Genomic DNA, 25696 nt, shown 5'->3' with positions numbered 1-25696 from the left:
CTTTACGCCTCCTTTCAATTCTTTTTTATATAAACTGCCACAACATATGTCATGGCAGATTATACCGTTTTTAATGTTCCTACGGATACATAATCTTTGTCATCTTTGCCGCAAAGACTGTATCCATCTCTGCAAGAATTGCTGCACGCTGTTTTGCTGTCATGCACTCTAAAATTTCTGCAACAAGATTGGTATCTCCCGTCATTTCCTGTAAGATTGCCGCAGCATTCTTTGCATCCATCTTTGCATATGCCGCAGCCCAATCCTGTACTTCCTGTTTATGTTCCAGCTGTCTTACGACTTCTGCATACAGTGCGGCTGCATTATCCGCATCAATAGATTCATACCATTTTTTATATTCTGAAATATCAGGCGCATTATCCGTAAAGACAACTTCCCTGTCGAACTCATCCTTTAACTGTTCATAGTACTCCTGATTTTCTTCAAACACCTTTAAACGATCAACCTCTGCCTGTAAATCAGCAATCTGCTGTGCGGATGCATCCCCGGAATTCTGATAAGCGGAAAGCTGGCTTTCCAGTTCTTTGATACGTTCTACTGCCTCTGCGATACTGTTAAATTTGTAACCGGTTTCATCTGCAATTTCTTCACTGCTTGCATCAGGAAGAATCTGATTGATGACCGGAACATTTTTTAAGTACGGTCTTAACATCGTTCCTACACCGCCGACATCCATTTTAATCAACAGTGCAAAGATCACAAGCCATATAATTACAACTACCAGACCAACCAGAAAACTGGTAAGCTTACTCCCTTTGCTTTCCACAGGTTCGCCGTTTTCATCTAATTCTACATTGTCTAAATTAAGCTCTTCCTTTGATTTTTTCCTCGCCATATTTATTCACCTGTTTCCATATTATTATCATTGTAGTTAAAACTTACAAGTTCATCAATTTCTTTCTTTTCCTGTGCATTTAACTCCTGCTTAAATTCCTCAAATGCTTTCTCGCGCAGTTTTTCATAAATCTTGCGCTCCTGCATGGCAAGATTTAGCTTATCCCTTGCCCTGTCAAGATTTTTCTGTGCAATTCGGATACGGACAGCCTGCTGTGTCATCAGTTCTTTCATGACCGCCATCGATTCATTACTCTGCTTTATGCTTGCAATATTTACCCGGTTCATTGCACTCTGCTTGGCTTCATTTTCATACTGTTGTCTTCTTGACGCCAGATGATGCATTTTTTCTTCTTCAGCTGCAAGTCTTGCCGCATTTTCTGCATATTCTGTCTTTGCCTGTGTTTCCAGTCGCAGCTTAATATTCAAAATATTCTGCATTCTGTAAATGAATTTTGCCATGCCCTGCTATCCCTCTATGGTTTTAAGCTTCGTAGTCCTTAAAAATCTCTGACAGCATTGCCAGTTCTTCTTCAAAACTGAATTTTTCATCCGTTGCCTGCCGCAAAAATTCATTTACTGCATCAATCTTTGAAATCGCATAGTCAATATTTTTATTAGAACCACTCTTGTATGCACCAATATTAATTAAATCTTCTGCTTCATTGTAAGTTGCCAGTACATTTTTCAATCTGCCCGCCATCTGTTTATGTTCCTTCGTTGTAATCTGACTCATACATCTTGAAATACTCTGAAGAACATCAATTGCCGGATAATGATTTTTATGTCCCAGCTTTCGTGATAACATAATATGACCATCCAGTATGCTTCGCGCTGTATCTGTAATCGGCTCATTAAAGTCATCACCGTCAACCAGAACGGTATACAGTCCCGTAATAGAACCTTTTGCAGACATTCCTGCCCGTTCCAGAAGTTTTGGCATTTCGCTGTATACACTCGGCGGATATCCTCTTGTTACCGGAGGTTCCCCGGAAGCCAGACCGATTTCCCTTTGTGCCATGGAAAAACGGGTCAGCGAATCCATCATGAGTAAAACATCTTTCCCCTGATCCCTGAAATATTCCGCAATGGCTGTCGCTGTTTTTGCTGCCTTATTACGGATTAAAGCCGGTTTATCAGAGGTCGCCACAACAAGGACACTTCGTTTCATTCCCTCAGGACCTAAATCCCGCTCAACGAACTCCCGCACTTCCCTGCCACGCTCTCCAATCAGTGCGATAACATTAATATCCGCCTTCGTATTTCTTGCAAACATACCAAGCAGGGTACTTTTACCGACACCGCTTCCGGCAAAAATGCCGATTCGCTGTCCTTTACCGACTGTCAACAGACCGTCAACGGCTTTTACACCAAGCGGAAGCACCTGACTGATAATTTCCCTTGACATCGGGTCCGGCGGCTGTGCCTCAACGGAATATTCTTCTGTGAGCCCCAGTTCTTCACCATTCATTGGATTGCCCAGTCCGTCAAGTGTATGTCCCAATATGGCATCACCGACTTTTACCGCTAACGGTTTTTCTGTATTTTCCACAATACAGCCCGGTCCGATACCATCTACATTATCAAACGGCATCAAAAGCACTCTGGAATCTTTAAATCCTACAACTTCTGCATACAGATGGGACTCATTATCTGCGGAATGAATCACGCATAAATCATTGAGTTTTGCATCCGGTCCAATGGATTCAATGGTCAATCCGACAATCTTTGAAACCTTGCCCAGCTTATCAAAGTAGGATTTTTGTGTTAAATTATAGTATTTTGCTACATTAAATTCTGCCAAATCCAAATCCCCCAACTTACTACATACAGCTTAATAATTTAATCTGTTTAATGAGATTATGCAGTTCCACATCAAGGCTGCAGTTAAAAACTCCTGAATCTGTTTCTATCATACATTCATTCTGCTTTAACGCCATATCCTGCACAATATCAAGATTTACCTCATTGTTCATCGCACAATAGATTTTCCCCTGATTATTGAGTACAAAATTGTAATCATCAGGTGATACCTTAATGCTGTAGCTGTGACTGTTCTCTACATTCTTCAAAACATTGTTAATCAGATGCAGAACAATTTCTTTGTTGTCTTCAGAAACTGTATGTGTCACTTCGGTAAATACTGCCAGCAGTGCTTCAACAATCTGTGGTTCCATATCGTTTCTGCGCTGTTCATAATCTTCTTCCAGCTGTTTTACCAGCTGTGCGTGCTGCTGTTCTAATTCCTGTTTTTTTTCTGTGAGCTGGCGTTCTGATTCAATCGTTCCCGAATTAAATCCTTCCTTCTTTGCCTCTTCACGAATCTGTCCTGCCTGTGCCTGCGCCTGTGCCAGAATTTCTTCTGCTTCCGCTTTTGCCTGTGCAAGGATTTCTTCTGCTTCTGCTCTTGCAGCTTCAGCGGATTCCTGTGTCATTTCTTCTGATGCCACTGCTTCTGTATCAATTTCATCTTCCGGAAGCCGTTCTACAACATCTGCATTTAACCCGTTGATAAATCCGTCCGAATCTGCCTTCTGACGGCTTGCCGCTCTTGCTGCTTCTACTCTGTCTTTAATAATATCATTGTAATCAATGATTCTTTCACTTTTACTGATTGTTGTTCCAACCTTTAGCAAATTAGACAATGATCTCGTCACCTCCGCCTCTTGCAATTACAATCTCTGCTGAATCTTCAAGCTTTCTGATTACATTTACAATCTTCTGCTGTGCTTCTTCAACATCTTTCATACGAACAGGTCCCATGAAGTCCATATCTTCGCGAATCATAACAGCAAGACGTTTTGAAAGGTTGTTTAAGATTACATTCTGTACTTCTTCTGTTGCACCCTTTAATGCAAGTGCCAGATCGGCATTGTCTACATCTCGTAATACACGCTGGATTGCTCTGTCGTCCAGTGAAAGAATATCCTCAAATACGAACATCTTCTTGCGGATTTCATCTGCAAGTTCAGGTTCTTCAACTTCGAGAGTTTCCATAATATGTTTTTCTGTTCCACGGTCAACCGAATTGAGGATTTCTACGATTGCATCGACACCGCCGACAATTGTGTAATCCTGGTTGACCAGTGCAGAAAGCTTTCTTTCAAGCACTTTTTCGACCTGCTTGATAACATCCGGTGATGTTCTGTCCATCTGTGCAATTCTTCTTGCTACATCTGCCTGTTTCTCCGGTGGCAGTGATGACACTACCATCGAAGACATGGAAGCCGGCAGATATGAAAGAATTAAAGCGATGGTCTGCGGATGCTCGTCCTGAATAAAGTTTAACAGCTGGCTCGGATCTGTCTTTCTGACAAACTCGAACGGTCTTACCTGTAATGATGCTGTCAGCTTGCTGATAACATCCTTTGCCTTGTCTTCGCCAAGCGCCTTTTCGAGCAGTTCCTTTGCGTAAGAAATACCGCCTTCGGCAATGTACTGCTGTGCCAGACATACTTCGTAAAACTCATTCAGTACCATTTCCTTGGTCTGTGGTGATACGCTGCTGGTGTTTGCAATTTCCAGCGTAAGCTGTTCTATTTCATCTTCTTTTAAATGTTTAAAGATTTGTGCTGATTTTTCCGGTCCTAATGCTATCAAAAGAATCGCTGCTTTTTCAACACCGTCCATTTCTTTATCTTTCCCTGCTGCCTTTGGCATACTCTCACTCCATTCCAATATACATCTATATCTTTATCTGCCTTTTATTAATCCCATCCGTCATTTAACCAGTTACGCAGCAGTAATGCCACTGCTTCCGGATTCTCATCAACGAATTTTTCAATTGCCTTTCTCGTTTCTGACTTCTCCTGAATATCAATGTCATCAACAGCAGGCTGGTTCTCTTTGGTTGTTGCAAGCATTTCTTCTACTGACAATTCTGGTTCTGTCTCCTCTACTGTTAATGGTCTTGCACTTCTGATTACTACAAATGCAAGCAGTCCTAAAATAACAACAGCGAGTGCAATCTGAATCCAGAAGCTTGCTGTCTGGAATACGCTCGGTGAATCCGAATCTTCAAAGTAATGTGTTTCATAAGCCAGTACATTGATATTGCCCTGTGCAACACCTGTACCTCTTGAAATCGCATCCAGCCATGTATTATCAACGTCTAATGCAACGGAATCTGCATTCTGTGCCTTAAACTCATCCCATGTCATGTTATCAAGATAGCCAAGCTTCTTACATTCATCCTCATTGTAAATGCGGTTCTTAATAAATGTAACCTGAAGCGTAGATGAATCATACACAATAGAACCCGGCTCTTTTGTTGTGGTTGTTACCAGTTCATTTGGCAGGTAAGCATACTTATGTACTTCATAGGTTGAAGTAGAAGATGTACCATCTGTCACCTCATAGGTTGTATCATCATTTGATGTTGTACCCGGCGTGCCGCTCGCACCGTTTGTTCCAACAGATGTTTCATCATAGGACTCTGAATAAAGCCCCTGTTCCTGACCATCTGCCGGTGTATATTGCTTTGCAATCGTATTGACTGCATCCCAGTCGAGTACAAGATTCATTGTAATATAAGCATCATCGTATAAACCGGTTGCAAGAAGTCCCTGTCTTAATGAATTCTTGGTTGTATTTTCAATACGTTCCTTATACTTTAATTTGCTGTTGTAGCTGACACCGGAAACCGTTGAATTATTTGCACCGGAGTACAGTGTTGAACCATCACTGCTTAAAATTGTAATATTGTCTGTATTGGTATTACCGACTGATGTTGCAAGGAAATTCGCAATACTTTCCGCCTTTTCATCTTCCATCGTCTTTGACAATTTTAACGTAACACCTACTGATGCGTCAGAGGTTGCCGTATAAAAGGAATTGGTTGAATCTGCAAGCTGGATATTTACTGTTGCATTTTTAATTCCATCCATGGATTCCAAATCTGATTTCAGCTTTGATTCCAGATAATGTGCATATTTCTTTGTCTTATCCGATTCTGTCGTTGTAAAACTGCTGTTCATTGCATCGTCAAAGCTGTATCCGTCTGACTGGATATTCTCAGAGGCAATTAACATTTTAGCATCTGTCAGCTTTGCCTTTGGCACCTGAACAATCAGTGAATTATCTGCCACCTTATAATCATAGCTGTTACTCTTTAACAACGCCGTTACTTCACTTAATTCGGTATAATCCTTACAGGTTGTAAGCACCTGGTAATTCGGCTGGTTTAAAACCACTGCAAGAATTACAACCGCCACCAAAAACACAGCCACTGCACTTACAATTACCGTCTTTTGTTTTTTCGTCCAATTATTCCAGATTTCCAACAGTTTCTTTGGAATCTGTTTTATTCTTTCAGCCATCTATCCATTAACTCCCATCAATTAAATTGACATATTCATAATTTCTTTATACGCTTCAAGCGCCTTGTCACGAATTGCCACCGTATACTGTAATGCCATATTAGCTTTCTGCTGATAAACACCCAGTTCATGAGTATTGGTCATATTTCCCAGTGCAAAATCAACTTCTGCCTGCTGTGCCTGCTGAATATAGGTATTAGTACTGTCTAACAGTCCGGATACTGCATTATAAATGGAATCGAATGTACTGTCTGTCTTTGCTGTACTTCCCGTTGCCGAATCCTGCATTGCCTGTGAAACCTTTGATACATAATCTGTTCCAAGGCTGTTAATTGCTGATGTTACGTCCATAATAAATCTCCATTCCTCTATTTACGGTTTTATTTACTGCTTACTGTTCTCCAATTGTAAGTCCTTTATTTGCCATTGTTTTGCTTGCATTAAATGCAGAAATGTTTGCCTCATAAGATCTGGAAGCATCAATTAAATCTGTCATTTCCTGTACAACGTTTACATTTGGATAGGTTACGTATCCATTCTCATCTGCATCCGGATGTGACGGATCATATACCATATTCATATCTGTTGAATTATCTTCATAGACAGAAGTTACCTTTACACCATCGCCTAACAATCCATTGTGTGCCTGTTTTAACACGCTGGCAAAAGATGAACCGTTTGAGCTTGAGCCGGTCACGGCGGTTGAAGCTGTCAGTGTCTTTTCCGTAAATACGACTGCCTTTCTGACATAAGGTGTTCCATCGGACGTTCTTGTCGTATTGACATTTGCAATATTCTGTGAAATCACATCTGTCCGCAACTGCTGTGCCGTCATTCCAGAAGCACTGATATTAAAAGCTGTAAACATCGACATATTAATCATTCCTCCCATTTATAACAAACATTCTGCTAAAAGCTGTCACGCCTATTTATTTTAATACTGCCTTCATTCTTGTAAATTCATTATTCATGCTGTCTATTAACGCATTGTAATTAATCTGTTCTGCTGCCAGTTCAGCATTCTCTGTAGACAAATCCACGTTATTACCATCCATTCTGTATGACAATGTTGTATTTTCCGTATATGTCCTGGTTGTAATTCCGCTCAAATTAGCTTCATTCACCTTCTGTGTCAGCGTTGAAGCCGGTGTACCTGCCTGCTCAAGCGCAGACTTTAAATAAGTTGTAAATTCCACGTCCTGTCTTTTATAATTTGGTGTATCCACATTTGCAATGTTATTGGTAAGAACTTCCTCTCTTAACCAGCTTGCATCTGCTGCCGTCTTTAAAACATCTACATATCCAAATGCCCCCGAATTCATATTCTATACTCCTTTCTTCGATGCGTTCCTATGTACTCATCACATAAAAAACCTAAGATATATTATAAATTATATATGAAAAATTACAAGTTTTTTTTAGCATTTTTTACATTATTATTCTAATTTTGACAGATTTTACCATAAAAAAAGGACTGATGCGCTACACTTGTGTATCATAATTCCTATATACGCATCAGACCTTTTTATTAGTTTTGATCAAGTTTTTTTATTTCTTCAAAAACGACTTCATTAATGACTTTGATGTACGTTCCCTTCATCCCCGATGATCTGGACTCAATAACTCCTGCGCTTTCAAATTTTCTCAATGCATTTACTATAACAGACCTTGTAATACCAACCCTGTCTGCAATCTTACTCGCAACAAGAATGCCCTCTGTCCCATCCAATTCTTTAAAAATGTGTTTAATCGCTTCCAGCTCTGAAGAAGAAAGCGTACTGATTGCCGATTTCACAATCTGCTGTTTGCGGACTTCCTCAGCATTTTCCTCATTTACGGAACGCATCATCTCCAGTCCGACAACAGTTGTTCCATATTCACACAAAATAATGTCATCAATTTCATAGCTGTTATTGCTCTTGTACATAAACAGCGTTCCAAGCCGTTCACCGGCAATCTCTATCGGTGCAAGCAGTGCCTGAAACTTTTTGACATTCTCATTTGTAAATCCCAAAGTTGCCAGATTTACATTTTCTTTTGTCGAAAGAACACTGAGCAGTCTTTCATTCAGCATATTATCCACAAATCCGCCAACCTTGTCATAAATCAGTTCATCAATAACTTCCTCACTGTTATAAAATCCCGTGCCAAGCACCTTGCCTTTTTTACTGATCACAAGGATATTGGATTCGAGAATGCCGCTCAACACAGCACAGATATCATTGAATTCAACCCGATGTGAGTGATTGTTATGAAGCAATTTATTGATTTTTCTGGTTTTATCTAATAACTGGACACTCATTTCTATCCTCCTTATGTTTACTTGGCAAACTGCCATACTCTATTATTGATAATAACACGTTTTTCATTACAATTCAACTGAATTTACTGTATTTTTCACAAAATTTCACTTTATTTCAAAAGCTTTCTATTTATTTTCATCGTTTTCACGATTTTCTACATAGCCGCAGTTTTCATCACCGCACACCAGCTTATTGCCTTTTTCCAGCATATAGCCGCCGCATTTTGGGCATTTCTTATCAGAAGGCTTCTGCCATGTCATAAAATCACATTCCGGATTATCCTCACAGCCAAAATATCTTCTGCCCTTCTTGGTCTTTCTCATAACGACTTCTTTTCCACACTTCGGACACGCCACACCGATTTTTTCAAGATATGGTTTGGTATTTCTACATTCCGGGAAACCAGGGCAGCCTAAAAACTTACCGTGCGGACCGTATTTTACAACCATGTTTCTGCCACACTTCTCACAGACAACATCCGTTACTTCATCTTCAATCTTTACCGATTCAAGTTCTTTTTCTGCCGCTTTGACGGCTTCATTTAAGTCCGGATAGAAATTTCTGATAACCTCTTTCCATTTTACTGAGCCCTCTTCCACACCGTCGAGCAGTGATTCCATGTTTGCGGTAAAATTCACATCTACAATAGAAGGAAATGCTTTCTTCATAATGTTATTGACCGCTTCACCCAGTTCTGTTACATAAAGATTTTTATTTTCCTTTGCAACGTAATGTCTTGCAATAATCGTTGTAATGGTCGGCGCATACGTACTCGGGCGGCCGATTCCCAGTTCTTCGAGTGTCTTTACAAGCGATGCTTCCGTATAATGTGCCGGCGGCTGTGTAAAATGCTGCTGTGGATTCAGTTCATTTAATGTCAGTTCTGACTGCTCATCAATTCCCTTTACCAGTGCATTGGAGACTTCCTTTTCTTCATTATCCTTATATACAGATAAGAATCCTTCAAAGTTTACCTTGGAAGCTGCTACCGTAAAACGGTATTTTCCTGCCGCAATCTTTACAGAAATGGTTTCATAGACCGCCGGACTCATCTGACTTGCCGTAAAGCGCTTCCAGATAAGCTGATAAAGACGGAACTGATCTCTGGATAACGATTCTTTAATCACAACCGGCGACAGTGCAATATCTGTCGGCCGGATTGCTTCGTGTGCATCCTGAATCTTTTTATCATCTTTTTTTCCCGCACCGGTATTTCCTACATAATCCTTTCCATAAGAAGCTTCAATATATTCTGCTGCCATAGCTACTGCTTCATCTGCTACTCTTGTGGAATCCGTACGCAGATACGAAATTACGCCTATTGTCCCTCTGCCTGCAATATCCACACCTTCATAGAGCTGCTGTGCAAGGCGCATGGTTTTTTGTGTTGAAAAATTCAATGTTTTTGCTGCTTCCTGCTGTAAGGTACTTGTTGTAAACGGCAGTGGGCATTTTTTTGTCTTTTCACCTTTTCTAATGCTTTCAACATAGAATTTTTCTTTTTCTACCGCCTGTGTAATTTCCTGTATCTGTGCTTCATCTTTAATGTCGATTTTCCCGTCAGCATCTCCGTAAAACTTTGCCGTCAGGGGCTTTTTCTCACCTTTTACGTCTAATACTGCTTCCATTGTCCAGTATTCCTGCGGAATAAATGAATTAATCTCATCTTCCCTGTCACAAATGATACGCAGAGCAACAGATTGTACACGGCCGGCACTTAAGCCTCTTTTAATCTTTGCCCATAACAGTGGACTAATCTGATAACCTACCATCCGGTCAAGCACACGTCTGGACTGCTGGGCATCCACAAGATTCATATCAATCTTGCGTGCATTTTTAATAGAAGCTTTTACTGCATTTTTTGTAATTTCATTAAATGTAATCCGGTAAATATCTTTATCCTCCAGCTTCAATGCCTTTGCCAGATGCCATGAAATCGCTTCTCCTTCGCGGTCGGGATCGGTTGCAAGATACACTTTATCTGCTTTTTTGACTTCTTTTCTTAAAGCAGCAAGAATATCTCCTTTCCCACGGATTGTTATATATTTCGGTTCAAAATCGTTATCTATATCAATTCCCATCTGACTTTTCGGTAAATCTCTGATGTGCCCCTGAGATGCCATAACCTCATAATTTGCCCCCAGAAATTTTTTAATCGTCTTTACCTTTGCCGGGGACTCTACGATTACCAGATATTTTGCCATAGTCTCTTTTTTTCCTCCTCAAATCTCTAAATCGTTCCTTACATAACAGTTTTTTGAGATTTCCGTAATCAGCCCCTCAAGCTGCATTTCCAGAATCATCTGATTTAAATCTGCTATTTCAAGCCCTGTTTCTGCTAAAAGTTCATCAAGGCTTTTTGGATACAAATCGAAACAACTATACACCATATCTTTGGGGGTTGCAAGGAATTTTTTTTGTATTTTTTCTTTTTCTTCCCCTTTCCTGACTGTTTTATTCATAAAAATTTTATCTTTTAACGCCTTTGTCTGAAAAATATCTTCCGGTTTTGTAATTACAATTGCCCCCTGTTTTATCAGTTCATTACATCCTTCACTAAGCGGCTGCCCGATATTCCCTGGCACAACATAAACATCCCTATTCTGCTCCAATGCCGCATCTGCCGTTATAAGTGAACCGCTTCTTTTTCTAGCTTCTACAACAATCACCGCATCTGATATCCCGCTGATAATGCGGTTTCTAACCGGAAATCTACCTGCTGCCGGTACTGTCCCCGGCGGATATTCCGAAAGAATTGTTCCCTTCTCCTGAATCTGCATATAAAGCCGGATATTTTCACGCGGATAGCAGATATCCACGCCGTTTCCAAGTACCGCCACCGTTCTTCCCCCGCCCGCAATACAACCTTCATGTGCCGCAGTATCAATACCCGATGCCATGCCGCTTACCACAGTAATGCCAAGTTGTGCAAATGCCTTTGCGAAGCTGTACGCAACCGACCTTCCATAGCCGGAACACCCTCTTGCCCCCACCATGGCAACTGCCGGTTCATCTGCGCGCAAAGGCTGTCCTTTGCTGTATAATCCGTAAGGCATATCATATAATTGCAGAAGGTTTTTGGGATACTGTTTTCCTTCCTTATATATAAATGATATTCCCTTATGCTGTAATTGTGTAAAACTTTTATAAACTTTTTCCATATTTCTGTTTTTCATAATCGTTTCTATGTTTGGCTGCGTAAGACCTGTACAGCCGTGCAGTGCTTCCGGCGCCGCATAAAAAACCGCCTTTGGACTTTTAAATACATCCAGCAGTCTTTTTATCCGCTTATTGCCTATCCCTGAAAGATTGCACAGCCAGTACCAGTATAATTCTTCTTTTTCCTGCATATATTCTCCATTTCTTCTGTGTAAATAAACTGCTATTTAACCCCGGTATCATTTTATTCGATTACCGAACGGTAGCTGCGGTAAGAAAGTGCCTCGCTTAAATGGGCAATTTCAATTTCTGTACACTCTTCAATATCCGCAATCGTGCGCGCCGTCTTTAAAATCTTGTGATATCCTCTTGATGTAAGGTGGAATTTATCATAGACTTTTTCCATAAACTCCTGTTCTTTTTCTCCCAGCCTGCAATATTTTTCAAGCTGCATGGCACTCATCTGCGCATTAAAATAAATATTCTCCTTTGCAAAACGCTCCGCCTGCCATGCTCTTGCACACTCCACCTTTTCTTTCATGTAAGCCGATGACCCTTTTTTATTACAGCTTTGATACTGCATTTTATGGACACCTGCATCCGTAACCTGTATACAGATATCAAAGCGGTCCCATAACGGACGACTGATTCTGCCCAAAAATCGTGTAACATCCTGCTGTGTGCAGGTACATCTGCTTCTGTCTGGAAAATATCCACAGCGACATGGATTCATCGCTGCTGCCAGCATAAAATCTGCCGGATAGACACACGTTTCCGTTAAACGTGTAAGAATCACTTTTTTCTCCTCAAGCGGCTCTCTAAGCCCCTCCAGAACTGTCTGACGATACTCTGTGAGTTCATCTAAAAATAAAACGCCTTTTCCCGAAAGCGTGACCTCTCCCGGTCTTGGCACTCTGCCTCCGCCCAAAAGTGCCGCCTGGGTCACACCATGCCCCGGCGCCCGGAACGGTCTTTTCGTCATCAACGGATGATTGGGATTTAACTGTCCTGCAATACTGTATATCTTTGTCAGTTCCAGCTGTTCCTCAAACGATAATTCCGGCATAATCGATGAAATTCTTTTAGCAAGCATCGTCTTACCGCTTCCCGGCGGTCCTACATATAAAATGTTGTGCATCCCCGCCGCAGCAATCATCGTTGCCCGCTTTGCACTCTCCTGCCCTTTTATCTCCAAGAAGTCCAGCTGTTCCTGTGGACTTTCTTTCCCTGCCGTATCATAGTTTCCTTTTAGAGGACTATTCCTTTCCTGCGCCGGACTTTTTCCCGTCTGTAAATATACCACCACTTCTTTCAGTGTCCGTACCGGTATCAGTTCCATTCCCTTTACAACACTTCCCTCTGCCATATTCTCTGCCGGCAGAATACAGCGCTTCTTTCCCTGCTGTAATGCTTCACATACCGATGGCAGAATTCCTTTTACCGGGTTGACCGTGCCATCAAGGCTTAACTCCCCAATAATGACCATATCTTCAAATGCCGTCATATTGACTTCATCCTGTGCGCCAAGAATCCCTATGGCAATCGGCAGATCAAATCCTGTCCCGTATTTGTGTATGTCCGCCGGAGAAATATTGACCGTAATGCGCCGCGGTTTCTGTTCATAACCGGAATTACGCAGGGCAATCCGCACACGCTCCTTCGCCTCTTTTACTTCTGTGGAAAGATAACCGCCCATATCAAATACCGGCAGTCCTCTCCCCACATCCACTTCTACTGTAACTACATAGGCTGTAATGCCCGTAATCGTAGTACTGTAAACCTTTGAAAACATTGCTCACCTCTGTAATATAATATAGTTTTATTCTTCTCACTATTCATATTACAGATATATTTTTAATTTGTCAACTATTATATTTTAAAATTTCACAGTTATATACAAATTTGCCTGTACTTTCACACAGCTCATACTTTTGCTGAATTACTGCCTTTGTCATTTTCCAGACCCGGGTCTTTTGCAACGGTGCTTCCATTCCCGATAACTGTGCAATCCGCTCAACAGCCGTATCTGCATCCACGCTGTTTACCGTTCCAAGCACAACAAGTCCCATCTTTGCCGCACGCAGTGCCGCCTGTACAGCTTCCGGTGTTTCAAGTTCACCGATTAAAACACCATCTGCCGATTCATGCAGCAGATTGTCCATTCCTTCCTTATAAGAACCGGTATCTTTTCCGATACAGCGGCGGCTTAACAGCCCTTTTCCTGCTTCTATCGGATATTCTACGGGACTTTCCAGCGTTACAAGATGCATAAAACGTCCTGCAAGCATCTGTTCTGCCAGTGCCGCAAGTGTGGCACTCTTTCCGCTGTGCGGCTTTCCGCAGACAAGTACCAGTCCCTGCGTAATCCCTGCCAGTGCTTTTAGTTCTTCCGGAAGTCCCTCTTTCTTATTGATAATTTTTACACAGGCTGACGGCACACCGTCATTCTGGTAAATATGCACGCGGAATCTGCCGATTCCATGAAATGCAATCACTTCATCCACGCTTTTTGTTTCCCTGTACTGTGCCGCCTGTTTTGCATCCAGCATTTCAAGCAGAATTTTTTCTGCTTCTGTGCTGCTTAATTCCGGATAATCGAGATTCTTTATCTTTCCACCAATCCGTGCTGCCGGTTTTCTGCCCGCCATCAGATATATTTCTGCTGCGCCTGCCTGCTGTGCCTGTCTGAATAACTGTTCAATTGTAACCATCTTTCCACCTCATTCCATCAACCGGTTACTGTATCTGTTCAATCCGGTACTGTGTTTCATTTTGTTCTATTGCTTCCTCATAAATTCTGTCATAATCATCCGAACAGCTGTAGCGTTTTTCATTTTCATCATGGACAATGTCAAATATTCCCTGTGATGTCACATATCCATCTGAATAAGCAAATGCAAAATAAACATCTTCTTCATTGTCATCATTTTCTATCACTGCCTGATAAAGAAAATACAGGTAATTGTCCGGTCCTGCCACCGTGTCTGCTGTTTCTTTTTTCTTTAAAAAGTATATGCCAAGACATTCAATATCCGAAGCTTCCTCAATGTTGCTGCTTCTTAAATAAGAGGTCTTTCCTGTGGCTTTATATAACATACGGAAGGTTGTATTCTCTGTCTGTGCAGAAATCGTATCCTCAATCTGTCCCTGCATTTCTGACAGCACTGCATTGTCTATGTCAACCGGTGTCTGTACATACTCACTTAAACCCTCGGCGCGCACTGTTACCTCTAATGTATCTGTGATATAACCGTGCCGTCCGAGTTCTTCTTTGCCGGTTTCACAGCGGATTGTCACTGCATCACCTTTTTGAATGTTTTCCGTCATATCCGCCGTAAATATAAGGCTGCCAAGATACTCATCGCCCCACTTGTTGGTAACCAGTGCATACGCATCCGGGCTGATTCCAGCAAAGGTCACTTCTACATTAGAGAATAAATCAATCTTTGTACCTGCATCAATACCTTTGGCACGCACGGTATAGTCTTTTGCTTTGATTTTAACTCCCAGTTCTTTTGCAAGCTCCTTATCAAATAAAACCTCAATCTTTACTTTTTGACCGTTTGCAATATTCATCTGATGCACTGCTGCCGATACGGATTCTGCAAGACTTCTGTAACGGCTCTGTTTATCTGCATCTTTTGTCTTTCCTGCAAGCCTGCGGTAGAGCTTTTCCGTATCCACGCTGCACTCTGCTACGGCATATCCGTCCGCTCCGGTGTAGGATACCGTAATGTAGTCTTCCGGCTTTACCTTTGACGCCACCGCACAGATAAGGCTTACAAGCAGGATCACCAGCACCAGTACACCGATTGCTGCACCTGCCGCCGTCTTTGGTTCTTTATGCACCCAGCAGGGAAAATCCTGCATGAAACACTTGAATTTTCCCTGCTGTCTGCGTTCTTCCTCCTCTTTTTTGCGTTCTTCTTCCATCGCAATGGATTTTTCTCTCCATTTGCCCAGTTTTAAATCGACTGTTTTATCCACAGGTTCATTTTTACTCATTTGCTGTTTACTCATTTTCCCTCTTTTCCCGCCTGATACGGCTGTTTATTCTACCGGTCTTGTATACTGCTTTAAAAATTCAAGTTCCTCACCGGATAAATGCGGTGACAATCTGCTGTAAACCGCCGCATGGTACGCATTGAGCCTTTCGATGTCTTTTTTCTCCAGCCATGCCGTGTCTACCAGGTCCAGATCAATCGGAACAAAGGTCAGCGGTTTAAATTTTAAAAAGGTGCCGTACTCATTTTCACCGTCACCGACACACTCTATTTCATTTTCAATACGGATACCGTAAGCGCCTTCAATGTATACACCCGGCTCATCGGAAGTGACCATGCCTTCTTCAAATACGCACAAATCATTTCTGCCCGGATTGTGCTTCCAACGGAAGCCGTTGGGCGACTCATGCACGTTGAGCAGATACCCGATTCCGTGACCCGTGCCGCACCGGTAATCCATGCCCTGTTCCCACAGCGGACCTCTTGCCAGAATGTCCAGGCTAAAGCCCGTACAGCCTTTTAAAAAACGTGCATTGGCAAGATTTAACATGCCTTTTAAGGTGAGTGTGAAATATTTTTTCATCTCTGCTGTCACTTCACCCAGTGCAAAGGTACGGGTAATATCTGTCGTGCCGCGAAGGTACTGTCCGCCCGAATCTACCAGAAGCATCCCCCTTGGATACAGCACCGCACAGTGGTCTTTTTCTGCGTGATAATGCATCATTGCCGCATTTTCACCGTATGCACTGATTGTATCAAAACTCAATTCCTTGTAATCCGGAATATGGCTTCTTAAATTATCCAGATACTCTGCTGCCGTCACTTCCGTGACATTCCATTCTTTTCCTGCTTCGTACTGCTTCATTGTATTTTTTAGCCAATACATAAATTTCGTCACGGCAAGTCCGTCATCAATGTGGACATCCCGCAGATTCGCAAGTTCTGTCGGATTTTTGACCGCTTTCATACGCACGGACGGATTTTCCTTACAAATGCATTCTGCAGTTTCCGGCACACTCTGGAAAAGCGCCAGATTCACTCTTTTCATATCCATCCACACCGAAGTTTTCTTACCCGCAAGACTGCGTAAATCCGCATAGATTTGATTATACGGACGAAGCTGTATCCCATCCTGTGCCAGATCAGCTTTCATTGCCTGCGTAAAACGGGATTCCTCTGTATACAGATACACTGCATTCGGTGCAAACAGCAGATATGCCATAATCACCGGATTACATGCTACATCATCGCCGCGCAGATTTAAAATCCAGCAGATGTCGTCTAACGAAGCCACCGCATGATATGCCGCGTGTGCCGTCTCCATTTCCTGATAAATTCTGTGAATTTTATCCTCACGGCTCTCTCCGCTGTATTTAAGTTCCAGTTCATACGCTTTGGAAGCCGGAAATGCCGGTCTGTCTTTCCACAGTTCCTGTACCGGCATAAAATCCCCTTTGATCCTGCCGCCGCACGCCTCTGTAAGTTTTATCCACTCCATTCCTGTCTGTGCCGCACACGTTCTTGCATCCATGCCGAGCACACCGCCTGCGCCCAGCCGCTCACGGATATACTCTGTAAGCGTCGGCACGCCTGCACAGCCCATTTTCATCAGCGTAATGCCCGTACCTTCAAGCTGTGCCTGTGCCTGAACAAAATATCTGCCGTCCGTAAAAAGTGCTGCTTCTGTCTGTGTCACTGCCAAAGTTCCCGCAGAGCCGGTAAACCCGGACAGGTATTCCCGGTCTGCAAAATATGCGCCCGAATACTCAGACATATGATAATCATCGGTAAATACTACAAATATGTCTACATTTTCTGTTTTCATGCGTTCCCTCACAAAACGCAGTCTTTCTTTTATGACTTCATGTTTTTCCTGCATGGCAATTCCCTTCTTTTGCTTTTATAGTTTGGCATCCTCCAGCAGTTTTTTAAGCTTTAAAAGTGCCTTTTTTTCAATCCTGCTGATATAACTTCTGCTGATACCCAGCCGGTCTGCCAGTTCACTCTGGGTCATCGGTTCTTTGCCGTTTAAACCATACCGCCGGATAATAATGGTTTTTTCTCTTTCATTTAATACTTTATCAAGATTCTGATACAGACACAACACCCTTTGTGCAAAAAGACAATCTTCTACTACATCTTCTTTTTCTTCACCGACAATATCTATCAGGCTGATTTCGTTGCCCTCTTTATCTTTTCCAATCGGCTCATACATCGACACTTCTTTGGATTTGCGCTTTTCCATGCGGAGCATCATCAGCAGTTCATTATCAATGCATTTTGCGGCATAGGTTGCCAGCCGGATACTTTTATCCGGTTTGAATGAATTGACCGCCTTAATCAGCCCAATCGTGCCGACAGAGATTAAATCATCCGTATCACGGTCTGCCTGAAGATATTTTTTGACCATGTGTGCCACGAGCCTCATATTGCGCTCCACCAATATATTTCTCGCTTCCATATCCCCATTATGAAAACGTTCTATCATTTCCTTTTCTTCTTTTGCCGATAGCGGCTTTTCAAATGCTTTCAAAGAAAGGCACCCCTGACACATATTTATATATAGTATGTGCCGGAATGCCTTTTATTGCTTTTCCAATCTAATCTTCTTTTCTTCTTAATATGTCATACTGGCAAAGCGGAACACCTAAATCAATATAAAGCTGCTGTTTCGGATGCGGTGCACTTTCCATCGCTTCTCCGTCTTCGTTGTAAATTGCCTTGACGGTAACTTCCATGTTCGTACCATCCGGGCGCATAACTTCTATCGTTTCCCCGACAGAGAATTTGTTACGCTGTTCAATATGATACAATCCCTTGTCATTACACTCTCCTACAATGCCGAGGTACGTATATTCCTTGACATATGTATTGGAATCATAAATCTGGGTGTTTTCATCCGGTTTTCCAAAGAAAAAACCTGTTGTATACTGTCTGTACGTACATTTCTGGATTTCAGACTTGTAAAAAGGAATCCGGCTCTTATATAATTCAGGGTCCTGTAAAAATTCATCAATTGCCAGACGGTACGTTCTTGCAACCGTTGCCACATATAATGCCGTCTTCATTCTCCCTTCGATTTTAAAGCTGTCAATGCCGGCTTCAATCAATTCGGGAATATGTTCAATCATACATAAATCCTTGGAATTAAAAATATACGTTCCGCGTTCATTTTCGTAAACCGGCATATACTCGCCCGGTCTGGATTCTTCCACAACAGAATACTTCCAGCGGCATGGATGTGTACACGCTCCGCGGTTTGCATCGCGTCCTGCCATAAAGCTGCTGAGCAGACATCTTCCCGAATAGGAAATACACATAGCCCCGTGAATAAACGTTTCAATCTCCATATCATCCGGGATATGCGCACGGATTCCCTTGATTTCATTTAAAGAAAGCTCTCTTGCCGTTACAACACGCTTTGCACCCTGCTTCCACCAGAACTGATACGTCATATAATTGGTATTGTTTGCCTGTGTGCTGATGTGGATATCCGTATCCGGCATCACTTCCTTTGCAATCGTAAACATCCCCGGATCGGAAATAATCAGCGCATCCGGTCCGATTGTCTTTAATTCTTCAAAATAGGCTCTTGCACCCTCTAAATCATAATTGTGTGCCAGAATATTTGCCGTCACATAAACTTTCACATCATGTGCATGTGCAAATGCAATGCCTTCCTTCATATCTTCCATCGAAAAATTCTTTGCTTTTGCACGCAGTCCAAAGGCTTCACCACCAATATATACTGCGTCCGCACCGAATATTACCGCTGTCTTTAAAACTTCCAGACTGCTTGCCGGAATCAGCAGTTCCAGTTCGCGTCCGTTATAAAAATGTCCAGCCATTCTCTTATCCTCTTTTCTGAGCGACTTGTTGCGAAGAAGCGATGAGAAATCCGCGCAGGCGATTTCTCATCTGCTATCAGGGAGATTTGTTTTCGCTCAGAAACAAATCTCCATTCCGCAGGCATTTTAATGCCGGAGGAATCGCGAGCCAAATCTTATTTGGCTCTGCGATAAAAAGCGACTTTGTGACGCCTGCGGCACAAAGTGCTGTGTGAAGAATCTTAGGTTTAAGGATTCTTCACACTATCCCTTCTTAACACTTAATGTAATACCGTCACCAATCGGAACGATACTCGTTTCTAACTGTTCTGCATGGGTCAGTGTATAAATATATTCTCTCATTCTTGTGTGGATTGTCCGGTTTCTTCTTGTTACACCGTAACGGGACTCTACAATATCACCCTCCTGTAATACATTGTCTGAAATGAGCAGTCCGCCCGCAGGCATTAACCGCAGCAATTCGGGCAGAAAATTAATATACTGTCCTTTTGCCGCATCCATAAAGATAAAATCATACGTTCCATCAAGTTCTTTTAAAATATCCATCGCATCACCCTCTAAAAGCGTGATGACCTCTTCTTTTCCTGCCCGTTTGAAATTGTTCTTTGCAACAGGAATCCGTTTTTCATAATTCTCAATTGTCGTAATGCGGCAGTTTTGAGGCATATTTTCACTCATAAGAATAGATGAGTAACCTACTGCCGTTCCCACTTCGAGAATTTTTTGCGGCTGCTTTAACAAAAGCAGCACCTTGAGCAGATTACCCATCTCTTTTCTGATAATCGGAACGCCGTCCGCCAACGCTTCCTTTTCTATTGCATTACAAACCGGAGAATTCCCTTTATCTAAAGAATTAATGTAATCAACAATCCGTTCATTGACAATTGTTCCCATTATTTATCCTCTCCTGTATCTGCACCCGACAGCACTTTCATCATTTCCGTCGGTGTCATCGCCGTATTTAAGGTATACGTACCTCCTACAAATTTATCCTTATAATCGGATAATATAATCTGATAATAAAAACAGGTCTTATCTTTTACAAGTCCTTTGTCATAAAGGAGCTTTGCAAGCTGCTTAGACGTAATGCCGTCTGAAATCGTAACCTGTGTTTCCCTTGCCTGTGCCTCGGAAGAAACGGCTTCTTCATCAAAAATATTATGACCAAAGGTATACGCTTTGCTTCCTGCCGTAAAAATGATAAACACACCTACCGCAATTACAATTACATTAAGCGAAACACCTAAAATCATCCGGATACTTTTTTTGTTCATTTTTTGTCAATCTCCCATACTGCCCGGCATTTATCTGCCGCTTTCATTTAAAAAGTCCACATCAAAATCTACCGCATCTACAAGCGATACGCAGACATCCTGTACCAGACGGCACAGACACAGTTCTGCCGAAAAGTAACTTTTTGCCAGTCCCTGATTTCTCATATCAGCGTATTGCGCTTCCAGCTGCGAAATATTCTCATCAATCTCCTGAATTTCATCGTTGTACTGTATTTCAAAATTCCGTCTCCGAAATTCATCAATTGCCCTTTTTAAATCGGCATTTTTGGACACTTCCGCCTCCAGCCTCTTATATTCGCGGTATTCTTCACTGTCTAAAACCGCCTGTATTAATTCTGCTTTCAGCTCATCGATTCTTCCCATTTACATCTCCATTTTACGTTACATATGTGCTTCCATAATAATCGGAAGTATAACTGGGTTTCTTTTCATCTTCTTCCAAAGATATTCGCTTAAATCATCCTTGATAATGTTCTTAATTTTGCTCCAGTCTGTAATGTTTTTATCCATACAGGTTTCTACAGAACCGGATACCACTTCTCTTGCTTCATCTAACAGTTCTTCTGCTTCACGGACATAGACAAAACCTCTTGTCACAATATCCGGACCTGCTACCAGCTGTCCGCTGTACTTTTCAAGTGTGAGTACAACGATGATAATACCGTTTTCTGCAAGATTCTGACGGTCACGCAGTACAATATTGCCGACATCACCGACACCTAAACCGTCAACAAGAATCTCGCCAGTCTGTACATGTCCTACAATGCCTGCTTTTTCTTCGCTTAATTCCAGTACATCACCACATTTTGCAATGAAAATATCCTCTTTATCATAACCTAAAGACTGTACAACTTCTTTCTGTGCCATTAAATGTCTGTATTCGCCATGAACCGGAATTGCATATTTCGGCTTAATCAGGGAGTAGAGCAACTTAATTTCCTCCTGACAGGCATGTCCTGATACGTGGGTATCCTGGAAAATAACCTTAGCCCCTTTCATACCGAGTTCATTAATAACCTTTGCGACAGACTTTTCGTTACCCGGAATCGGTGTTGATGAAAAGACAACACAGTCACCCGGCTGGATAGACACTTTTCTGTGCAGGGAAGCTGCCATTCTTGAAAGTGCCGCCATAGACTCACCCTGACTGCCCGTTGTAATCAGTACAATCTGCTCCGGTGTATAATTTTTCATTTCTTCCGTATCAATGAGTGTGCCTTCCGGAATCTTTAAGTAGTCCAGATTCTCGGCAACTTCAATGATATTGACCATGCTTCGTCCTTCAACACAGACTTTTCTGCCGTACTTTACCGCAGAATTGATAATCTGCTGTACACGGTCTACATTGGATGCGAAAGTTGCAATAATCAAACGGCTGTTTTTATTATCTGTGAAAATCTTATCAAACGTTGCACCAACGGTACGCTCTGACATTGTAAAGCCCGGACGGAGTGCATTCGTAGAATCACACATCAGTGCAAGAACACCCTTTTTGCCCAGTTCGCCCATTCTCTGTAAATCAATCGGTTCACCGTAAACCGGTGTATAATCCACTTTAAAGTCACCGGTATGGATAATGACACCTGCCGGCGAGAAAATTGCCAGTGCTGCTGCATCTGCAATACTGTGGTTTGTACGGATAAATTCAACCCTGAAATCACCTAAATTAATAGACTGTCCGTAACGTACCACCTTACGCTTTACCTGACGCTGCATGCCGTGTTCTTTTAACTTGGAATCAATCAGGCCCATCGTGAGCTTTGTCGCATAAATCGGCGCATTGACTTCCTTTAATACATACGGAATTGAACCGATGTGGTCTTCATGTCCGTGCGTAATTACAAAACCTTTGACTTTATCTGCATTTTCCTTTAAATAGGTGACATCCGGAATAACCAGATCAATTCCTAACATTTCTTCTTCCGGGAATGCAAGACCGCAGTCCACTACAATAATACTGTCATCGTATTGTATGGCAGTAATGTTCATACCAATCTTGTCAAGACCACCCAGTGGGATAATCTTAACAGAACCTACATATTCTTTCTTCATTTAACACCTCTAAAACTATTCTAAATCCATGTCTTCCAGTAACTCGGCAAAAATGCGGCTGACTGCATCCAGTTCTTCTTCCGATTCAACAAATTCATAAACCGCTTCTGTATCTTCTGCCTTTGATGTGTCTTTTAAAATATAAGCTTCCGCTTCTTCATCTTCTTCGTCTTCAGATTCGGTGACTAAAAGATAATTGATACCATTGACTCTCGTTTCCTCTATAATGTAAAAATCTACACTTTCCTGGTCTTCCGTTACAAAGGTAAGCTTTTCCATGTTCTTCTCCATTCCTGATTCTGAGATTCTATACGACAGGGTAAAAGGGACAAACCAATAGTTTTGATGGCAGTTCCGGAAGACTTTCCAAAACTGCCATGCTCACACGCTTAGTTGCCATTTGCTTTGTAATCTAAATATCCCTGTAAGATAAATACTGCCGCAATCTTATCGATTACAGCTTTACGGTTCTCTCTGCGTACACCGCTTTCCATCAATACTTTATCTGCCGATACCGTAGTCAGGCGTTCATCCCATAATACGACCGGCAGTCCCGTTCTTCTTTCTAACATTTCTGCAAAATTCTGACAATCCTGCGCACGCTCTCCAACAGAATTATCCATATTCTTTGGGAATCCTAAAACAATCTGCTCTACTTCATATTCTTCAATGATTGCCTCTATCCGGGCAAGTGTCTTTCGTAACTTATTCGCTTCTTTGCGCGTAATGGTTTCTAAGCCCTGTGCTGTAATGCCGAGTGCATCACTGATTGCAACACCTACTGTCTTCGTACCATAATCCAGTCCGATGATTCTCATATTATAAGCCTTTTCCTTCGATGAAATATTTAATCACTTCTTCAACAAGCTCATCGCGTTCTACCTTCATAATCAGGCTTCTTGCATTGTTATGGCTTGTAATATAGGTAGGATCTCCTGACATAATGTATCCCACAATCTGATTCACCGGATTGTAACCCTTTTCCTTCAAAGCACGATATACCTGCTCTAAAATTCCTTCTACTGAAATTGCCTTGTCTGGCTGTGTTTTAAAAAATTGTGTGTTATTATCTATCATTTTCCTCACGTCCCTTTCGTATATGTGTTTATAATATAATAATTGAGCCAATAATACAAGTGTTTTTTGAAAATTTCTCGATTGATATGCCCTTTGCCGTGCGCATCACATCGCTTAGTGGTGTCCACATTTTCCATAAAAATAAGGATATAAAGACAGCCCTGCCTGTAGCGGCATTTGTGGGACTGCTTCATATCCTTTTTGTTTTATTATTTTTGTGATTTGAATTCCTTCTGACTTGACTTAAATACTTCTGCCAGACTTTCGTGGCAATATCTTCACAGCTTAGTTTAAATTCGTGCTTTCCGTTTCAGGAATGCCAAGCACAATATTTAAGTTGCCGTTTTTTACACGCAGTGCGTCAATAAAGTTCTTTTCATTGACATCTTTTTTTAATGCGACCGTGTATGTAAGTTCAAACAGGGTTCCCATGTTGGTTGTCTTTACTTTGCGAAGCTGGCTGTTTGTGGTATAGCTGTCAAAAACTTCGTTAAACGCATCGGTATAATTTAAGTTTTCCGGGATTGTAATCTTTAACTGGCGGTTTCCGGATGCCATATCGCCGAAGTTTGAGACAGAAAGTACGATTAAAACAAGTATAATCACAACTGCAAATATGGCTGCAAATGCAACATATCCGAGTCCGCAGGCAAGTCCTGCTGCCATGGTGAAAAATACGACAGCAATATCTTTTGCATTACCCGGTGCACTTCTGAAGCGAACCAGTGCAAATGCGCCTGCCATTGAAAATGCTCTTGCTACGTTACTGCCGATTAATAAGATAACAACAGACACAATCGCCGGAAGCAGTACCAGACCGATGATAAAGTTTTTGTTGTAACCGTCTTTTTTGCAGGCAATCATATAAGCGATGCCAATTAAAAGTCCTAACACAAGTGCCGTAAGAAGCCCTAACATGGCTGGACCAATGCTAATTGTATCCTGCGCTGTACTTGTAAATATTGATTCAAACATAATGTTTCTCCTCCATTCATTCTTTGATTTTCCATAACATATTTTTTATATTCTGTTCCGTATTTTGAAAAAGATACGGGATAAATTTCCAGTTCCGATAAAATCCTTGTAAACCACAGCGGCACTGCCCTGTTGATTTTAATTTCCATCAGATACGTATTTTCCGGTAAAAGCTGCTGACCGTAGCTTCCGCTCTCTAACCGGACATCTTCCCTGCGGGTTGTGATATTTTTGTCAAATGTAACACGGAAATCCCCATCGTTTTTTTCAAAATATGCCCGCCGTTCATAGGATAAATAAACCTTCGGCACTAAATTATAGGTATGGCAGAAATAATTGATTTCCCGGAATACCTGCCGGTTCATCTGCGGATTTTCCATATCCGGCATCCGATGATGGTTTAAATAGTCATAGGCTTCATTTAACGGCATAATCGTACGCCGCTTGTTGACAATGCCTTTGTACTTCTTTTTAATTTCAACAAAAACATGATCTGTTTCCTTTGGTGTTCCATAGCTTCTCATGCGGAGCTTTTCTTTATACACGGGTCCTTCAATCGATGCCCGGATTAATGCATTATCTGGTGTATCATAATAAATGTTGCAGATTTCATAGAACGGCTTATCGCGGTTATACGCATCCACAACCATATATTCACTGATTGCCTGTGTCAGTTTTTCGTACTGTATGGCATTTAACATGTATTTTTTCTCATATCGGTTAAATACTTCGATTGCCATGTGCATCCCTCCCTTTGTTTTTTCAAAAATGCATTTCCTTATGTTGGATAGTTTATCCATTAAATGTGTC

27 protein-coding genes are annotated in these 25696 nt (G+C 41.8%); all 27 read right to left on the bottom strand.

What is annotated here, in order from left to right:
• Positions 1–79: 79 nt before the first annotated feature.
• Entirely contained in the window at positions 80–856 is a 777-nt protein-coding gene (locus WMO37_RS02940; protein WP_022433382.1) for a MotE family protein, read from the bottom strand.
• Positions 857–858: 2 nt separating this feature from the next.
• On the bottom strand, positions 859–1317 hold the full coding sequence (fliJ, locus tag WMO37_RS02935; protein WP_022433383.1) for a flagellar export protein FliJ: 459 nt from the start codon (positions 1315–1317) through the stop codon (positions 859–861).
• 22 nt (positions 1318–1339) lie between these two features.
• Positions 1340–2659 (bottom strand): flagellar protein export ATPase FliI, encoded by a 1320-nt coding sequence (fliI, locus tag WMO37_RS02930; RefSeq protein ID WP_022433384.1) that lies wholly within the window; start codon positions 2657–2659, stop codon positions 1340–1342.
• A 19-nt stretch (positions 2660–2678) separates the two neighbouring features.
• The gene (locus WMO37_RS02925; protein WP_349154278.1) at positions 2679–3500 is read right to left on the bottom strand and encodes a FliH/SctL family protein; all 822 of its coding nucleotides are present in this window, start codon (positions 3498–3500) and stop codon (positions 2679–2681) included.
• Positions 3493–4515 (bottom strand): flagellar motor switch protein FliG, encoded by a 1023-nt coding sequence (fliG, locus tag WMO37_RS02920; protein WP_022433386.1) that lies wholly within the window; start codon positions 4513–4515, stop codon positions 3493–3495. Before fliG ends, WMO37_RS02925 begins: the two co-directional genes overlap by 8 nt.
• A gap of 47 nt (positions 4516–4562) precedes the next feature.
• Positions 4563–6173, bottom strand: a complete 1611-nt coding sequence (gene fliF / locus WMO37_RS02915; protein WP_022433387.1) for a flagellar basal-body MS-ring/collar protein FliF — start codon at positions 6171–6173, stop codon at positions 4563–4565.
• Positions 6174–6194: 21 nt separating this feature from the next.
• Positions 6195–6524, bottom strand: a complete 330-nt coding sequence (gene fliE, locus WMO37_RS02910; protein ID WP_022433388.1) for a flagellar hook-basal body complex protein FliE — start codon at positions 6522–6524, stop codon at positions 6195–6197.
• A gap of 40 nt (positions 6525–6564) precedes the next feature.
• Positions 6565–7047, bottom strand: a complete 483-nt coding sequence (flgC, locus tag WMO37_RS02905; protein WP_227089248.1) for a flagellar basal body rod protein FlgC — start codon at positions 7045–7047, stop codon at positions 6565–6567.
• 55 nt (positions 7048–7102) lie between these two features.
• The gene (gene flgB / locus WMO37_RS02900; RefSeq protein ID WP_022433390.1) at positions 7103–7495 is read right to left on the bottom strand and encodes a flagellar basal body rod protein FlgB; all 393 of its coding nucleotides are present in this window, start codon (positions 7493–7495) and stop codon (positions 7103–7105) included.
• 206 nt (positions 7496–7701) lie between these two features.
• Positions 7702–8475, bottom strand: a complete 774-nt coding sequence (gene codY, locus WMO37_RS02895; RefSeq protein WP_022433391.1) for a GTP-sensing pleiotropic transcriptional regulator CodY — start codon at positions 8473–8475, stop codon at positions 7702–7704.
• 126 nt (positions 8476–8601) lie between these two features.
• A complete protein-coding gene (topA, locus tag WMO37_RS02890) occupies positions 8602–10680 on the bottom strand; it encodes a type I DNA topoisomerase (RefSeq protein WP_349154277.1) in 2079 nt (692 codons plus the stop codon).
• Positions 10681–10698: 18 nt separating this feature from the next.
• Entirely contained in the window at positions 10699–11826 is a 1128-nt protein-coding gene (gene dprA, locus WMO37_RS02885; RefSeq protein WP_349154276.1) for a DNA-processing protein DprA, read from the bottom strand.
• A gap of 53 nt (positions 11827–11879) precedes the next feature.
• A complete protein-coding gene (locus WMO37_RS02880) occupies positions 11880–13427 on the bottom strand; it encodes a YifB family Mg chelatase-like AAA ATPase (protein WP_349154275.1) in 1548 nt (515 codons plus the stop codon).
• 70 nt (positions 13428–13497) lie between these two features.
• Complete coding sequence (locus WMO37_RS02875; RefSeq protein WP_227089243.1) at positions 13498–14346, bottom strand: ATPase, T2SS/T4P/T4SS family; 849 nt, start codon at positions 14344–14346, stop codon at positions 13498–13500.
• Positions 14347–14371: 25 nt separating this feature from the next.
• Positions 14372–15655 (bottom strand): hypothetical protein, encoded by a 1284-nt coding sequence (locus WMO37_RS02870; protein WP_349154274.1) that lies wholly within the window; start codon positions 15653–15655, stop codon positions 14372–14374.
• Between the two features lie 30 nt (positions 15656–15685).
• Positions 15686–17518 (bottom strand): aminopeptidase P family protein, encoded by a 1833-nt coding sequence (locus WMO37_RS02865; RefSeq protein ID WP_349154273.1) that lies wholly within the window; start codon positions 17516–17518, stop codon positions 15686–15688.
• A gap of 21 nt (positions 17519–17539) precedes the next feature.
• Positions 17540–18172, bottom strand: a complete 633-nt coding sequence (gene sigK / locus WMO37_RS02860) for an RNA polymerase sporulation sigma factor SigK (RefSeq protein WP_227089240.1) — start codon at positions 18170–18172, stop codon at positions 17540–17542.
• 67 nt (positions 18173–18239) lie between these two features.
• The gene (locus WMO37_RS02855; protein WP_022433399.1) at positions 18240–19487 is read right to left on the bottom strand and encodes a peptidase U32 family protein; all 1248 of its coding nucleotides are present in this window, start codon (positions 19485–19487) and stop codon (positions 18240–18242) included.
• A gap of 243 nt (positions 19488–19730) precedes the next feature.
• Complete coding sequence (locus WMO37_RS02850; protein ID WP_022433400.1) at positions 19731–20381, bottom strand: O-methyltransferase; 651 nt, start codon at positions 20379–20381, stop codon at positions 19731–19733.
• Entirely contained in the window at positions 20381–20761 is a 381-nt protein-coding gene (locus WMO37_RS02845) for an endolytic transglycosylase MltG (RefSeq protein ID WP_022433401.1), read from the bottom strand. Before WMO37_RS02845 ends, WMO37_RS02850 begins: the two co-directional genes overlap by 1 nt.
• Before the next feature lie 30 nt (positions 20762–20791).
• Positions 20792–21145, bottom strand: a complete 354-nt coding sequence (locus tag WMO37_RS02840) for a YlbF/YmcA family competence regulator (RefSeq protein WP_022433402.1) — start codon at positions 21143–21145, stop codon at positions 20792–20794.
• 18 nt (positions 21146–21163) lie between these two features.
• A complete protein-coding gene (locus WMO37_RS02835) occupies positions 21164–22834 on the bottom strand; it encodes a ribonuclease J (protein WP_022433403.1) in 1671 nt (556 codons plus the stop codon).
• Positions 22835–22849: 15 nt separating this feature from the next.
• Positions 22850–23113: a DUF1292 domain-containing protein gene (locus WMO37_RS02830; protein WP_022433404.1), complete on the bottom strand. Its 264-nt coding sequence runs from the start codon at positions 23111–23113 to the stop codon at positions 22850–22852.
• Positions 23114–23223: 110 nt separating this feature from the next.
• On the bottom strand, positions 23224–23652 hold the full coding sequence (gene ruvX / locus WMO37_RS02825) for a Holliday junction resolvase RuvX (protein ID WP_022433405.1): 429 nt from the start codon (positions 23650–23652) through the stop codon (positions 23224–23226).
• A gap of 1 nt (position 23653) precedes the next feature.
• A complete protein-coding gene (locus tag WMO37_RS02820) occupies positions 23654–23911 on the bottom strand; it encodes an IreB family regulatory phosphoprotein (protein ID WP_022433406.1) in 258 nt (85 codons plus the stop codon).
• 285 nt (positions 23912–24196) lie between these two features.
• Complete coding sequence (locus tag WMO37_RS02815) at positions 24197–24886, bottom strand: DUF4956 domain-containing protein (protein WP_227089237.1); 690 nt, start codon at positions 24884–24886, stop codon at positions 24197–24199.
• Positions 24823–25626 carry a polyphosphate polymerase domain-containing protein gene (locus WMO37_RS02810; RefSeq protein WP_022433408.1) on the bottom strand — a complete coding sequence of 268 codons (804 nt, stop codon included), beginning with the start codon at positions 25624–25626 and terminating at the stop codon, positions 24823–24825. Before WMO37_RS02810 ends, WMO37_RS02815 begins: the two co-directional genes overlap by 64 nt.
• Positions 25627–25696 lie beyond the last annotated feature (70 nt).

Source organism: Lachnospira intestinalis (assembly GCF_040095895.1).
In the GTDB taxonomy this organism is placed as follows: Bacteria; Bacillota; Clostridia; order Lachnospirales; family Lachnospiraceae; genus Lachnospira; species Lachnospira intestinalis.
This window is presented reverse-complemented; position numbering and strand designations above follow the sequence as displayed.

Coding starts and splice junctions, on each gene's coding strand:
- WMO37_RS02810 (WP_022433408.1), bottom strand. CDS start 25,626: ATGGCAATCGAAGTATTTAACCGATATGAGAAAAAATACATGTTAAAT.
- topA (WP_349154277.1), bottom strand. CDS start 10,680: ATGGCAAAATATCTGGTAATCGTAGAGTCCCCGGCAAAGGTAAAGACG.
- ruvX (WP_022433405.1), bottom strand. CDS start 23,652: ATGAGAATCATCGGACTGGATTATGGTACGAAGACAGTAGGTGTTGCA.
- fliJ (WP_022433383.1), bottom strand. CDS start 1,317: ATGGCAAAATTCATTTACAGAATGCAGAATATTTTGAATATTAAGCTG.
- WMO37_RS02820 (WP_022433406.1), bottom strand. CDS start 23,911: ATGATAGATAATAACACACAATTTTTTAAAACACAGCCAGACAAGGCA.
- WMO37_RS02940 (WP_022433382.1), bottom strand. CDS start 856: ATGGCGAGGAAAAAATCAAAGGAAGAGCTTAATTTAGACAATGTAGAA.
- WMO37_RS02855 (WP_022433399.1), bottom strand. CDS start 19,487: ATGGCTGGACATTTTTATAACGGACGCGAACTGGAACTGCTGATTCCG.
- WMO37_RS02815 (WP_227089237.1), bottom strand. CDS start 24,886: ATGTTTGAATCAATATTTACAAGTACAGCGCAGGATACAATTAGCATT.
- WMO37_RS02865 (WP_349154273.1), bottom strand. CDS start 17,518: ATGCAGGAAAAACATGAAGTCATAAAAGAAAGACTGCGTTTTGTGAGG.
- fliE (WP_022433388.1), bottom strand. CDS start 6,524: ATGGACGTAACATCAGCAATTAACAGCCTTGGAACAGATTATGTATCA.
- WMO37_RS02845 (WP_022433401.1), bottom strand. CDS start 20,761: ATGAACAAAAAAAGTATCCGGATGATTTTAGGTGTTTCGCTTAATGTA.
- WMO37_RS02850 (WP_022433400.1), bottom strand. CDS start 20,381: ATGGGAACAATTGTCAATGAACGGATTGTTGATTACATTAATTCTTTA.
- flgC (WP_227089248.1), bottom strand. CDS start 7,047: ATGTCGATGTTTACAGCTTTTAATATCAGTGCTTCTGGAATGACGGCA.
- fliF (WP_022433387.1), bottom strand. CDS start 6,173: ATGGCTGAAAGAATAAAACAGATTCCAAAGAAACTGTTGGAAATCTGG.
- WMO37_RS02840 (WP_022433402.1), bottom strand. CDS start 21,145: ATGGGAAGAATCGATGAGCTGAAAGCAGAATTAATACAGGCGGTTTTA.
- WMO37_RS02875 (WP_227089243.1), bottom strand. CDS start 14,346: ATGGTTACAATTGAACAGTTATTCAGACAGGCACAGCAGGCAGGCGCA.
- WMO37_RS02835 (WP_022433403.1), bottom strand. CDS start 22,834: ATGAAGAAAGAATATGTAGGTTCTGTTAAGATTATCCCACTGGGTGGT.
- fliG (WP_022433386.1), bottom strand. CDS start 4,515: ATGCCAAAGGCAGCAGGGAAAGATAAAGAAATGGACGGTGTTGAAAAA.
- WMO37_RS02830 (WP_022433404.1), bottom strand. CDS start 23,113: ATGGAAAAGCTTACCTTTGTAACGGAAGACCAGGAAAGTGTAGATTTT.
- WMO37_RS02880 (WP_349154275.1), bottom strand. CDS start 13,427: ATGTTTTCAAAGGTTTACAGTACTACGATTACGGGCATTACAGCCTAT.
- WMO37_RS02870 (WP_349154274.1), bottom strand. CDS start 15,655: ATGAGTAAACAGCAAATGAGTAAAAATGAACCTGTGGATAAAACAGTC.
- dprA (WP_349154276.1), bottom strand. CDS start 11,826: ATGCAGGAAAAAGAAGAATTATACTGGTACTGGCTGTGCAATCTTTCA.
- flgB (WP_022433390.1), bottom strand. CDS start 7,495: ATGAATTCGGGGGCATTTGGATATGTAGATGTTTTAAAGACGGCAGCA.
- codY (WP_022433391.1), bottom strand. CDS start 8,475: ATGAGTGTCCAGTTATTAGATAAAACCAGAAAAATCAATAAATTGCTT.